Raw genomic sequence first — 12,884 nt, forward strand, 5'->3', positions numbered from 1 at the left:
CCACCTTGACCGGTCAGCGAGGCGGCCATAGCGTACGGGAAAGCGCTTTCCGACCGAGGGGGCTCCGTGAAACCGGTTCCGGGGGACCGCTGGCGTGGTGTGGCCGAGCGATCGTGGCGTCCCGCCGCACTGCTCGCCGCCTGCCTCGTGATCTGGCACCTCATCACCGTCACCGGCCTCGTCGAGGCCTATCTGGTGCCGTCGCCGGGCAAGACGTTCGACCTGCTCGTGGACAAGTGGTCCTACCTTTGGGGTCACACGTGGGTGACCACTTACGAGACGATCCTCGGCTTCGTCATCGCGGGCGTACTCGGTGTCCTGATGGCCGTGGCGATGGTGTACTCGCGGACCATCGAGAGCACGGCCTACCCGATCCTGCTGTTCGCGCAGGTCATCCCGAAGATCGCCGTCGCGCCGCTGTTCGTCGTGTGGCTCGGCTTCGGCTTCGAGCCCAAGGTGATCGTCGCCGTGCTGATGGCGTTCTTCCCGGTCGTCATCTCCACAGTCACCGGCCTGAAGTCGGTCGACACCGAGATGCTCGAGCTCGCGGCCACGATGGGCGGCGGCCCGGTCAAGACGTTCGTGAAGATCCGCTTCCCGGCCGCGCTGCCGCACCTCTTCGCCGGCCTGAAGGTCGCCGTGACGCTGGCCGTCACCGGTGCCGTGGTCGGCGAGTTCGTCGGTTCCAACGAAGGCCTCGGGTACGTGATCCTGCAGGCCAACGGCAACATGGACACCCCGATGCTGTTCGCAGGCCTGATCGTCATCTCGGTGGTCGGCATCCTGCTCTTCCTCCTGCTCGACCTCGCCGAACAGCTGATGCTCCCGTGGCACTCCAGCAGGCGTGGCGCCGCCGTCACAACCCTTCTAGCGAAAGGCGGAACATGAGGAAACTGCTCGCAGGTCTTCTCCCCGCGATGCTGGTGGTTGCCGCCTGCGGTGGTGGCGGCGGCAGCCCGGCGCAGCCCGGTGGTGAGGCCAAGGACGTCACACTCACCCTCAACTGGTACCCGTACGGCGAACACGCGCCGTTCTACTACGGAGTCAAGCAGGGCATCTTCGAGAAGCACGGCATCAAGCTGAAGATCCAGGCGGGCCAGGGCTCCGGCAAGACCGTGCAGGCGACGGGTGCGGGGCAGACCGACTTCGGCTGGGCCGACACGTCCGCGCTCGCCACCGCCGTGGAGCAGGGCGTGCCGGTGAAGAGCGTCGGCGTGTACCTGCAGACCACGCCCGCGTCCGTGCAGTTCTTCAGCGAGAAGAACATCAAGAAGCCGGAGGACCTCAAGGGCAGGTCGGTCGCCACGACCGCGGGTGACGCGCTGACCAAGACGTTCCCCGCCTTCCTCAAGCGCAACGGCATGCAGGAGTCCGACGTCTCCATCCAGAACATCGACCCTGCGGGCAAGATGGCCGCGGTGATCTCCGGCCGTACGGACGTGTTGCTGGGCTTCGCGTCCGACCAGGGGCCGACGATCAAGGAGAAGTCCGGCAAGGACGTGGGCTACCTCCGGTTCTCCGAGTTCGGGCTGAACTACTTCAGCAACGGCCTGCTCACCAGCAAGGCCATGCTGCAGAAGGATCCCGAGCTGGTGAAGAAGATGGTGGCGGCCACTCAGGAGGCCTGGAGCGCGGCCGAGAAGGCACCGGAGGCCGCGGCCGAGTCGATGAAGGGCGCCGCGGAGCAGCTGCCGTCGCCCACGGTCGTGCTGGAGCAGTTCAAGACGACGCTGACGTTGCTGCACACCGATGCCACGAAGGACAAGGCGCCGGGCGTCAACACCGTGGACGACTGGAAGAAGACCATCGACACGTTCCAGCAGACCGGCATCATCAAGCAGGCCTCGGAGCCGTCGGCCTACTGGGAAGAAAGCGTTGCCCCGAAAGGATGAGCACAACAGGGATGAGCTCTGGTGTGATTGCCACCTCCGCCGTCGCGATCGACGACGTCTCCGTGCGCTTCCAGTCGAAGCGCGCGGAGACGACCGCGATCGAGCGGGTCTCGCTCGACGTCGCACCCGGCGAGTTCGTGTCCATCGTCGGACCGTCCGGGTGCGGCAAGTCGACGCTGCTGAAGCTGGTGTCCGGGCTGCTCCAGCCGTCCTCGGGCTCGGTGACGCTGCTCGGCGAACAGGTGCGCGGGCCGCGGCACGACATCGGGTTCGTGTTCCAGCGGGCGGCGTTGCTGGAATGGCGTTCCGCGCGGCGCAACATCCTGCTGCAGGCCGAGATGCGCGGCATGAGCTCGGTGGAGGCGGGCAGGCGGGCCGACGAGCTGATCGAGATGACCGGGCTCTCGGGGTTCGAGAACGCTTTGCCGCACGAGTTGTCCGGTGGCATGCAGCAGCGCGTGGCGTTGTGCCGGGCGCTGCTGCATGAGCCGCGGGTGCTGCTGATGGACGAACCCTTCGGCGCGCTGGACGCGTTGACGCGCGAGCAGATGAACGTCGAGCTGCACCGGGTGTGGCGGGAGACCGGCACGACGGTGCTGCTCGTGACGCACTCGATCGCGGAGTCGGTGTACCTGGCGAACCGGGTGATCGTGCTGACGCGACGGCCCGCGGTGGTCAAGGAGGTCATCGACGTGGACCTGCCGTCCGAGCGGGACTACTCCGCGACGATGGCGCGCCCGGAGTTCGCGGCGGTGACCGCGCACATCCGGGAACTGCTGGGAGCCGCGACAGGGCACGATTGACCGGTGTCGAGCGCCTGCGGCCGGGCACCGACTGGGAGACCGTGAGGTGCTCGGCATGGCCGCCGTGACACCGTCGGCACATGACAGGACTTGACACGTCCTCTTGTGATCCAGCGGGAATCGTGGGTAAAGTCTGGCAAGCCGCCGCGTGATAAGCGCTTTCCGAAGCTGATCCACGAGGTGGTGCGATGTCAGTGAGACCGCTCGCGGTCGTGTTCGCCGCGTTTGCCCTGACCGCGGCTTCCCTGGTTCCCCAGGCCGCCGCCCAGCCCGGCCCTGTCGCGGACCCGCTGCCGGCGCCCGCACCGTCCGGCATCGGTGTCAGGCTGCAGGAGATCGCGCGGCTGCCGCAGTCGTCGACCACGCCCGCCGCCGGTGACAGCAGACTCAAGCAGTACAACCGGGTCAACTACCTCGGCGAAATTCCGGACGGCTCCGGCCGGTTCTTCGTGCCGGACATGAACGGCAAGCTCTACACCCTGAACCGCGACGGCAGCGGGCAGCGCGCGTATCTCGACGTCCGCGCCACGATCGGCGGGAACTTCCACAACCACCAGGGACTCGGCAGCGGGTTCGGGTTCGCCGCGTTCCACCCGCAGTTCGCGGCCAACGGCAAGTTCTACACCGCCCACACCGAGGCGAAGGACGCCCTGAAGAACCGCAAGCCGGATCTTCCGTCGCCCTCGGACGCGGTGGTGCACGGCGTGATCACCGAGTGGACCGCCACCAACCCGAAGGCCGCGACGTTCGCCGGTACCCGGCGCGAGCTGCTGCGCGTCGGGTTCGCCATGTACCTGCACGGGTTCCAGGAGATCGGCTTCGGCCCGGACGGCCTGCTGTACCTGGCCGTCGGCGACGGTGGCATCGGTTACCGATCCGATGTGCCGCAGGACGTGAAGGTGCCGCAGGGCAAGATCCTGCGCATCGACCCGGCGGGATCCAACAGCGGCAACAAGAAGTACGGGATCCCGCCGTCGAACCCGTTCCTGGGCAGGCCTGGCGCGCTCGCCGAGCTGTACGCGATCGGCCTGCGCGATCCGTACCGGTTCAGCTGGGACTCCGGTGGCACGCACAAGATGTTCCTCGGGCACATCGGCGAGAAGGTCGTCGAGTCGGTGTACGAGGTGAAGCCCGGCGCGAACCTCGGCTGGGGGCAACGGGAAGGTCACCTGACCTACCGCCGCAACGATCCCAAGTGCCAGCTCTACCCGTTGCCGGCCGACGACGCGAAGTTCGGCTACACGTATCCGGTCGCGGGATTCGACCACAACAGGCCCAACGGCGGCTGCGGGGACAGCGGCAACGCGTTGATCGGCGGGTTCGTCTACCGCGGCACGGCGATTCCGGCGTTGCAGGGCAAGTACGTCTACGGCGAGGGCGTGAAAGGCCTGCTGTACTTCGCGGAAGAGAAGGACATGCGGGCCGGTGCCTCGATCGCGAAGACGTTCGAGCTCGCGGTGTACGACTCGGCCGGCAAGCGCACGACGATGCGGACACTGGCCGGTAAGAGCCGCGTCGACCTGCGGTTCGGCACGGACGCCTCGGGTGAGCTCTACGTGCTGGCCAAGGCGAACGGCAAGATCTGGAAGGTCACCGGCACCGTCCAGACGCTCGAGGCCTGCGCTTCCGGCAGTGACGTGGTCAGCGGTGTCACGGCCGCGAGCGACTGGAAGCCCGTCACCGCCTCGCGCTGGCGTTTCCCCGGCACCGAAGTGGTGCTGTCCAAGGCGGGCGCGGCGAGGCCCGGTCCGCGGCGTCCCAACGAGTACGCCGTCGTCACCAAGGGGCCGGCGTTCGGCAACGTCACGATCGACGCGCAGGTGCGGCTGGACACGCCGGTCTCACGGAAGGACCGCGACGTCGTGATCGTGTTCGGCCACCAGTCGGACACGCGCTTCTACTACGTGCACCTGTCGTCGGACAACAAGATCTACCCGCACAACGGGATCTTCCTCGTCGACAACGCCGACCGGCTGCGCATCGACGACCAGTGGAACGGCTCGGTCGGCGCGCCACCCGCCGTGACCGACATGAAGTGGCACCGCGTCCGCGTCACCCACTGCGCGGACACGGGCGTGATCGCGGTGTACGTGGACGGCTCGTCGCAGCCGCTGATGACGGCGACGAACACGGTGCTCAGGTCCGGGCGGGTCGGCTTCGGTTCCTTCGACAACATCGGTCGCGTCGCCGACCTCCGGATCACCGGGAAGGGACAGTGATGAGGAAAGCTTTGCCGGGACTCTGCCTGGTGCTCGCGCTCACCGCACCGGCGCAGGCTCAGCCGCCTTCGGAGGTGTTCCCCGGCATCGCGGCCGCGATCGTGCACCACTACGACTTCGAACACCCGCTGGCCGGTGATCCCGAGAAGGAGGACGACATCGGCCGCGCCGACTCGCGCACGCCGATCTCACTCGTCAACGGCGGCGCGGCGATGCGGGTCGCGGACGGCGCGTTCCCCGGCTCGAAAACGTCGTTGCAGCTCAAGCAGGTGCGGCCGAACAGCAAGAGCAACGACGACTGGAAAGCGGGCGTGCACAGCTCTTCCGGTGTCGCGTCGATGAAGGCGTTCGGCAAGGCGCGCGGCATGTCGATCATGACCTGGGTGAAGATCACCGGAGAGGCGCCGGCGCGGAACTCGAACAGCTCGGGCACCGGCGACTTCTACGGCGCGATCGGGTTCGCGGGCGTGCTGTCGGGTGACTCCGACGGTCACGCCGCTCGCGCGTTGCTGGAGACGGAGAACCACAACGGCGCGATGCGGCTGATCGCGTTGGGGCGCAGGGTGGACGGCTCCGGCAAGCAGTTCTGGGTGTCGAACGCCGATTGGAAAACGCTGATGCCCCAAGGGAAGTGGGTCTTTCTCGCGGGCACGTTCGACTTCGACAACGGCACGATCGGCCTGTACGTCGACGGCAAGCCGGTTGAAGGTTCGTACGCGGTCAAGGGCGATCCGTGGAAGGTCATCGGACCTCCCGAGCCCGACACGACCTCGGCCGCGAACCCGCGCGGCATCAAGATCGGTGGCAGTCACCCGCAGAACAACCGCGAGGTCAACGCCTGCAACTGCCGTCTGGACGGGCTCCTGTTCCTGGACCGCGTGCTGACCGCCGACGAGGTTCGCGCGCAGTACGAGTGGGTGATCAAAGGTCGGAGGTGAGGGGTTGTAACCACCCTGCTGGCTGGGTAGATTCCGGGTGCCGCTGCATTGGAAAGCGCTTTCCGCTGCCGTGCTGCCACGGCCTGGCCCACAGGGTGGTGGGGATGTCCAGACGGTTGTCTCGCTTGGCTGTCACAACATTCGTGCTCTCAGCGTTGTTCGTGCCCATCGCGTCGGCCCAGCCCGGCGCGCCGATCGCCGACCCGTTGCCCACGCCGGGAACGTCGGGCATCGGCCTGGAGCTGACCGAGGTCGCGCAGCTGCCGGAGTCCAGGCCCGTGCCGCCGCCGACCGATGCCCGCCTGCGCCGCCACAACCGGATCAACCACCTCGGCGAGGTGCCCGACGGCTCGGGCCGCCTGTTCGTGCCCGACATGAACGGCAAGCTCTACCTGCTGGACAACGGGGTTCAGCACGCGTACCTCGATCTGGGCGCGGCGGTGGGCCCGGACTTCCACACCCATCGCGGTCTGGGCAGCGGGTTCGGCTTCGCGGCGTTCCACCCGAACTTCAAGCGCAACGGCAAGTTCTACACCGTGCACACCGAAACCGGTGCCGCGCTGACGACGAAGAAGCCGGATCTGCCTTCACCGGCCGACATGCAGGTGCACGGCGTGATCACCGAGTGGACCGCGTCAGACCCTCGCGCCGACGTCTTCTCCGGCACCCGCCGCGAGATCCTGCGCGTCGGCTACGCCACGTTCATCCACGGCTTCCAGGAGATCGGCTTCAACCCGACCGCGCGCTGGTGGAACGAGGACCACGGCCTGCTGTACATCGCGTCGGGTGACGGCGGTATCGGGGTGTCGTCGACGGTGCCGCAGGATCTGGGGCTGCCGCAGGGCAAGATCCTGCGCATCGACCCGGCCGGTCGCAACGGGGTGAACGGTCAGTACAGCATCCCGCGGTCGAACCCGTTCCTGTCCCGTGCCGGTGCGCTGGGTGAGATCTACGCCTACGGCATGCGCGATCCGTACCGCTTCAGCTGGGACGCGGGCGGCTCGCACAGGATGTTCCTCGGCCACATCGGCGAGAAGGCCGTCGACTCCGTGTACGAGGTGCGCAAGGGTGCCAACCTGGGCTGGAGCGAACGCGAGGGCATCTGGGAGTTCCGGCGCGGCGACCCGTCCTGCGGTGTGTTCCCGCTGCCCGCCGACGACGCGAAGTACGGCTACACCTATCCCGTCGCGGCGTTCGACCACAACCGGCTCGCCTCCTCGCGGCCCTGCGCGGACAGCGGAAACGCGTTGATGGGCGGCTTCGTCTACCGCGGCTCCAAGATCCCTTCGTTGCGCGGCAAGTACATCTACGGCGAGGGCGTGAAAGGCCTCATCTACTACGCCGAGGAACGCGAGATGCGGCTGGGCCGGCCGATGGCCGCGACGCGCGAGATGATGGTCTACGCGTATGGCCGGCTGACCACGCTCAAGGCACTCGTGAACGACCCGAACCGCGTCGACCTCCGCTTCGGCCAGGACGCGGCCGGCGAGCTCTACGTGCTGGCCAAGGCGAACGGCAAGATCTGGAAGGTGACGGGTGCCCGCACCTTCGCCTCCTGCCGCGCGGGCCACGACTTCGTCGCCGGTGCCACGTCCGCACGGTGGTGGGAGCCGGTCACGCCTGCGCTGTGGCAGTTCCCCGGCCGTGAAGTAGTGCTGGCACAACCGGGAATCGCGCGTCCGGGCCCGCGCCGGCCGTTCGAGTACGCGGTGCTGAAGAAGGGCCCGGCGTTCGGGTCGGTGCAGTTCGACGCGTCCGTGCGGCTCGACACCCCGGTGTCGGAGTTCAACCGCGACGTGATCATCGTGTTCGGCCACCGCTCGGACAGCGAGTTCTACTACGCGCATCTGTCGTCGGACAACAAGATCTACCCGCACAACGGGATCTTCGTCGTCAACCACGCGGACCGGCTGCGCCTCGATCACCAATGGGACGCCGCACGTTCCGTCGGTGCCCCGCCCGCGGTGTCGGACACGGCGTGGCATCGCGTGCGAGTCAAGCACTGCAGCGGAACCGGGGAGATCGCCGTGTACGTGGACGGTTCGCCCTACCCGCTGATGACCGCCGTGGACAAGACGTTCTCGTCCGGCCGCGTCGGCTTCGGCTCGTTCGACAACATCGGCAGACTGCGCGACCTGCGCGTGCGAGGAACCGGAGTGGACCGATGAGGCGACTGTTCGTGACCGGGCTGGTCACCGCGTTCTGCGTCAGCCTGGCCGCCCCGGCACAGGCCACGTTCGGCACCGTCCTGCCCACGCTGTCGCGCAACCTGGTGTCGTACTACGACTTCGAACACCCGGTGCGTGGCGACAAGGCCCTGGAACAGGACAGAGGCCGCTCGGGCACACAGCTGTCGTTGATCAACGGTGGCGCCGGCATGCGCGTACGAGACGGAGCGTTCCGGCACAGCCGCACGTCGATGCAGCTCAAGCAGATCAACCCCGCTGCCGCCGGCAACGACGACTGGAAGGCCGGCCTTTACAACGAAACCGGCGTGCCGAGCCTGCGGGCGTTCAACGGCACGCGCCAGGCGTCGATCATGGGCTGGGTGAAGATGACGGGCCAGAACCCGGCCCCGAACTCCAACTCGGCCAACCCGGACGACTTCTACGGCGCTGTCGGCCTCGCGGGTGTGCTCTCCGGCGACTCCAACGGCCACGCGGTGCGCGCGCTGCTGGAGCTGATCGGGGTCGACGGCGAACTGAAGCTCGTCGCACTGGCGCGGCGGATCGACGGCGGTGAGTCGCAAACGTTCGCGGCGACGGAAGACTGGAAGAAGCTGCTGCCTCAGGACGAGTGGGTGTTCCTCGCGGCGACGTTCGACTTCGACACGGGCGCGATGGCGTTGTACCGCAACGGAAAGCCGCTGACGGGCAAGTACGTCGTGGCGGGTGACCCGTGGAAGCTGGCAGGTGAGCCGGAGCCGGATCTGGCGTCGGCCACGGATCCGCGTGGGATCAAGATCGGGGGCAGCTACCCGCAGAACACTCGTGAGGGCAACGCCTGCAACTGCCGGATGGACAGCCTGATGTTCCTCGATCGCGTCGTGAGGCCGTGGGAGGTGCACCTGCAGTACCGCTGGATGAAGGGCTGATCACTCACATTCTGTCCCGCGTGGAATCGCGGCGCCGTGGCCCTCGCCCGTCAGCGGACGAGGGCCACGAAGATCATCGGCCGGGCGCGCTCGACCAGCTCACAACGTGGCGATCCGGACCGCCTTCGCCATCGCCTCGAACCCCTTGTCACCGGGGTGCAGGTGATCCCCCTGGTCGTAGTCGGGCCGGATCCGCTGCGGGTCCGCCGGATCCCGGATGACCTGGTCGAAGTCCACGACGGCGTCGAAGTCGGGGCTGGTGCGGATGAACGCGTTCACGGCCTGCCGCACCGACTCGAGCTCCTCGGTGTAGCTGCGCCAGCCCTTGAACGGCGTGATGGTGGCGCCGATGACGCGCAGGCCGCGGTCGTGGGAACGGGACGCGATCTGCTTCAGCGCGGCGATGATCTTGGCGGGGTCGGTCTCGTGCGGGGTCTGCTGGATGTCGTTGATGCCCTCCAGGACGATGACCGTGCGGACGCCGGACTGGGTCAGCACGTCGCGGTTGAGACGGGCTAGGGCGTTGGGGCCTGCCCAGTCGCCGTCGCGCAGGAGGCGGTTGCCGCTGATGCCCGCGTTGAGCACGCCCAGGCGGGTGTTGACGCGGTCGGCGAGCTGGTCGGGCCAGCGCAGGTTGGCGCCCCAGGTCGAGTTGGCGCCGTCGGTGATCGAGTCGCCGAGCGCCACGACGCTGCCGCGCAGGGTGGACGAGCGGACGTCCACGCCCGAGACGTAGTGCCAGTTGGTGGTGCGTTCGCGGAAGGCCGCGGCGGACTCGTCGGCCGCGTGGTTGCCGTCGCGGGTGAAGTAGGAGTTCTGCATCGTGAGCTGGTGGTGGGTCACCGGGCCGCCTGGCGACGGGGTGTAGACGCTGACCAGGAGGTCGGAGTCGGCCGGGACGTTCAGGGCCACGCCGTCGCTGATCACGTCGGCTCCGGCCGGGGCGGTGATCGACTGGGAGCCGCCGAACGTCAGGGTGCGCATGGTGCCGGGCAACGCGAGCGGTGTGTCCGGGCCGGCCGCGCGGGCCACGGTCACCTGGCCGAACAGGATCGGCGTGCGGCCGTAGGCGTTGGAGAGGCGGACGCGGATCTCCTTGCCGCCCGCGCTGACGTGCACGATGTTGCGCATGGTGTGGTTCGGGTAGCCGTTCTCGGTTCCGGGGACGGCGGAGGACGGTGCGGTGGCCCAGGTGCCGACCCATCGGGCCGGTGCGGCCTGGGCAGGTGAGGCCGCCGCCACCAACAACGCCACTGCCAGCAGAAAGCGCGTCATGCACTCGACCTTGGCAGCGCTCTCGCAGGTGCGGTATCCGCCGATCTTCGGATCTATGCTGGGACGCGTGTGGAACGGGGCTGAGTACCAGCGCAGGTTCGACTCGCTCGCCGAGTCGGGGATGGACGTGCACGGCGAGGCGAAGTTCGTGCGCGCCTACGAGCCGAAGACCGTGCTGGACGCGGGATGCGGCACCGGGCGGGTCGCGATCGAACTGGCCAGGCACGGCATCGAGGTCGTCGGCGCGGACCTGGACGAGTCGATGCTCGCCCATGCGCGGCAGACGGCGCCCGGCATCACGTGGGTGCGGTCCGACCTGGCCGAACTCGACCTGGGGCGCACGTTCGACGTCGTGATCATGGCGGGCAACGTGCCGCTGTTCACCGCGCCCGGTACGCAGGACAAGCTGGTCGCGGGCGTGGCGCGGCACGTGGGCGGCGTGCTGATCGCCGGGTTCAGCCTCGATCGCGGGTACACGGCCGAGGAGTACGACGAGCACTGCGCGCTGGCCGGGCTGAGGCTCGTCGAGCGGTTCGCCACGTGGGACCGGGAAGAGTTCCGGGACGGGAACTACGCGGTGTCCGTGCACATGGGTATGAGCTGACGGTGCGGGCGTTCCGGCCCGGCAGCGACACCGACCTGGACTACCGAACCTGCCAGTAGGCTCGGGGTATGGACCCCGCCCGAACCACGAGCGAGCTGATCGTCCAGCTCCAGCTGCTGAGCCGCGACATCGACCTGATGGCGGCTCAGCGGCTGGAGGGGACGGGCACGTCGTTGCGGGCGGTCAGCGTGCTGATGTGCGCGGACGAGAGCGAGAAGACGCAGGGCGAGATCGCCGACCTCGCCTGCCTCGACAAGTCCACGATGGTGCACACCGTCGACGCGCTCGAGAAGGACGGTCTCGCCACCCGCAAACCGTCGCAAAAGGACCGTCGTGCCCGCGTCGTCGAGGTGACCGACGAGGGACGCGAGCTCGTCGCGTCCACCGAGCACGCGCTGGCCGTCCTCTACGACGAGGTGCTGGCCCGGCTGCCGGAAGCCGACCGCGAGCTGTTCCTGCGCTCGCTCGCCACACTCGCCGGCGGCCGCTCAGCGCGCTGAGACCCGGTCACCCCCTCGCGTTGACGTGCAGCGCGAGCGCGGTGCCCGCACCCAGCGTGGCGGTGAACCCGCCCGCCGAGTCGACGGTGACGCGCACGCAGCCGTTCTCCTGGACGTTGCAGTACGTACCGGCGGGCAGCGAGGTCTGGAACGTGTGCGTCACCGGGAAGGTCTCGCGGTTGATCGCGACGAACCCCTTGTCACCGCGGCCGAACGCGATGGCGTCGTAGCCGTTGTCCCACCAGTTGTTGACGCCGGTGTCGGCGACGGTGTTGCGGAAGGCGACCATGTTCGCGATCTGGGTCCACAGGTGCTGGCACTTCCAGCCGCTGAAGCAGACGGAGCTGCCGGGCGGGCCCGCGTCCTTGTCGCTGAACTCGTAGCCCGAATACACCTGGGGCGCACCGTAGTTCCATGCGAGCATGAACACGTTCGCCAGTGTGTAGGTGGAGTTGTCCTTGTAGGACAGCGTGGAACCGTTGCGTTCGGTGTCCCAGTTGTCGACGAACGGCCGAGCCTGGCCGCTGGGCAGGAAGCCCCACGACTGGCCGAACGTGCGCAGGTAGGCCAGGTTCTCGTACTGGAAGATCCGCTTGAGGTCGTAGGCGTAGCGGAACTCGTCCACGTCACCGGAGCCGGTGTACTCACCGGGCTGAACCGCTTCGCCGGCGCCGTAGATGACCTCGTGCACCCAGAAGATGTTCGGGTTGGTCAGCTTGGCCTTGATGGCGCTCATGTCGGCGGCGGGGATGTGCTTGGCCGCGTCGATCCGGAAGCCGTCCACGCCCATGGCGATGAGCCGGTTGAGGTACCCGGCGATCGCACCCCGCACGTACTCGCTGCCGGTGTCCAGGTCGGACAGCCCGACGAGCTCGCAGTTCTGGACGTTGTAGCGGTCCTGGTAGTTGTTGATGTGCGAGCGGCACGAGTGGAAGTCCCAGTCGCTGTACACGCCCGGATAGTTGTACTTGGAGTAGCTCGACCCACCGGTGCCCGCGCCGGATCCGGCGCTCATGTGGTTGATCACGGCGTCGGCGATCACCTTGACGCCCGCGCCGTGACAGGTCGTGATCATGTTCCGGAAGGCGGTCTCGTCGCCGAGGCGGCCCGCGATCCGGTAGCTGACGGGCTGGTACGAGGTCCACCACTGCGGGCCCTGCACGTGTTCGGTGGCAGGGGACACCTCCACGTAGCCGTAGCCCTTGGGGCCCAGTACGCCGGTGCACTCCGACGCCACGCGGGCGAACGGCCATTGGAACAGGGTGACGGTGACGTCCTTGTTGCCCGGTGGGGCCGCAAATCCTTGCACGGGTGTGCACACGGCGGCGACCAGCACGGAGATGAGCAGGACGCGAAGAGCCGAGGAAACCACGTTGTCTCCTTGCTGCAGGGTTGTTCACCCGGTCGTACCAGTCCGGGGCCCTACCGGGAAGCGATGCAAGAAGTTTCGCGCCTAATTGGTCCGCGAGGCGTACGGCCCAGTCCTCTGTGGTCCGGGTGGCCGGGAATCGCGCTGTTGTGCAGACCCGCCGCCGCGCCCATACGGTCGTTGCAGGAGG

11 protein-coding genes are annotated in these 12,884 nt (G+C 67.9%); 9 read left to right on the forward strand and 2 right to left on the reverse strand.

The window, feature by feature from the left end:
- Positions 1-66 precede the first annotated feature (66 nt).
- The 7 genes from ABFX45_RS15155 to ABFX45_RS15185 all read left to right on the forward strand — a co-directional run bounded on the left by ABFX45_RS15155 (position 67) and on the right by ABFX45_RS15185 (position 8,946).
- A complete protein-coding gene (locus tag ABFX45_RS15155) occupies positions 67-888 on the forward strand; it encodes an ABC transporter permease (protein WP_233441940.1) in 822 nt (273 codons plus the stop codon).
- Positions 885-1,892 carry an ABC transporter substrate-binding protein gene (locus ABFX45_RS15160; RefSeq protein WP_346130447.1) on the forward strand — a complete coding sequence of 336 codons (1,008 nt, stop codon included), beginning with the start codon at positions 885-887 and terminating at the stop codon, positions 1,890-1,892. The genes ABFX45_RS15155 and ABFX45_RS15160 overlap by 4 nt, the downstream gene beginning before the upstream one ends.
- A 23-nt stretch (positions 1,893-1,915) precedes the next feature.
- Entirely contained in the window at positions 1,916-2,695 is a 780-nt protein-coding gene (locus ABFX45_RS15165; RefSeq protein ID WP_233439454.1) for an ABC transporter ATP-binding protein, read from the forward strand.
- Positions 2,696-2,883: 188 nt separating this feature from the next.
- Positions 2,884-4,914: a PQQ-dependent sugar dehydrogenase gene (locus ABFX45_RS15170; RefSeq protein WP_109636120.1), complete on the forward strand. Its 2,031-nt coding sequence runs from the start codon at positions 2,884-2,886 to the stop codon at positions 4,912-4,914.
- Positions 4,914-5,852 (forward strand): LamG-like jellyroll fold domain-containing protein, encoded by a 939-nt coding sequence (locus ABFX45_RS15175; protein ID WP_346130450.1) that lies wholly within the window; start codon positions 4,914-4,916, stop codon positions 5,850-5,852. The genes ABFX45_RS15170 and ABFX45_RS15175 overlap by 1 nt, the downstream gene beginning before the upstream one ends.
- 125 nt (positions 5,853-5,977) lie before the next feature.
- The gene (locus ABFX45_RS15180; protein ID WP_346130452.1) at positions 5,978-8,020 is read left to right on the forward strand and encodes a PQQ-dependent sugar dehydrogenase; all 2,043 of its coding nucleotides are present in this window, start codon (positions 5,978-5,980) and stop codon (positions 8,018-8,020) included.
- Positions 8,017-8,946: a hypothetical protein gene (locus ABFX45_RS15185; RefSeq protein WP_346130454.1), complete on the forward strand. Its 930-nt coding sequence runs from the start codon at positions 8,017-8,019 to the stop codon at positions 8,944-8,946. Before ABFX45_RS15180 ends, ABFX45_RS15185 begins: the two co-directional genes overlap by 4 nt.
- A gap of 99 nt (positions 8,947-9,045) precedes the next feature.
- On the opposite strand, the gene ABFX45_RS15190 is transcribed toward ABFX45_RS15185, so the two are convergent.
- Complete coding sequence (locus tag ABFX45_RS15190; protein ID WP_346130456.1) at positions 9,046-10,221, reverse strand: SGNH/GDSL hydrolase family protein; 1,176 nt, start codon at positions 10,219-10,221, stop codon at positions 9,046-9,048.
- A 67-nt stretch (positions 10,222-10,288) separates the two neighbouring features.
- On the opposite strand from ABFX45_RS15190, the gene ABFX45_RS15195 reads away from it, so the two are divergent.
- Together ABFX45_RS15195 and ABFX45_RS15200 are read left to right on the forward strand one after the other, a co-directional pair.
- The gene (locus tag ABFX45_RS15195) at positions 10,289-10,825 is read left to right on the forward strand and encodes a class I SAM-dependent methyltransferase (RefSeq protein WP_346130458.1); all 537 of its coding nucleotides are present in this window, start codon (positions 10,289-10,291) and stop codon (positions 10,823-10,825) included.
- Positions 10,826-10,893: 68 nt separating this feature from the next.
- The gene (locus ABFX45_RS15200) at positions 10,894-11,325 is read left to right on the forward strand and encodes a MarR family winged helix-turn-helix transcriptional regulator (RefSeq protein ID WP_346130460.1); all 432 of its coding nucleotides are present in this window, start codon (positions 10,894-10,896) and stop codon (positions 11,323-11,325) included.
- A gap of 7 nt (positions 11,326-11,332) precedes the next feature.
- Here the strand turns inward: ABFX45_RS15200 and ABFX45_RS15205 are convergent, their stop codons facing one another.
- Positions 11,333-12,697 (reverse strand): alpha-amylase, encoded by a 1,365-nt coding sequence (locus ABFX45_RS15205; RefSeq protein ID WP_346130462.1) that lies wholly within the window; start codon positions 12,695-12,697, stop codon positions 11,333-11,335.
- Positions 12,698-12,884 lie beyond the last annotated feature (187 nt).

This window comes from Lentzea roselyniae (assembly GCF_039537795.1).
Taxonomy (GTDB): Bacteria; Actinomycetota; Actinomycetes; order Mycobacteriales; family Pseudonocardiaceae; genus Lentzea; species Lentzea atacamensis.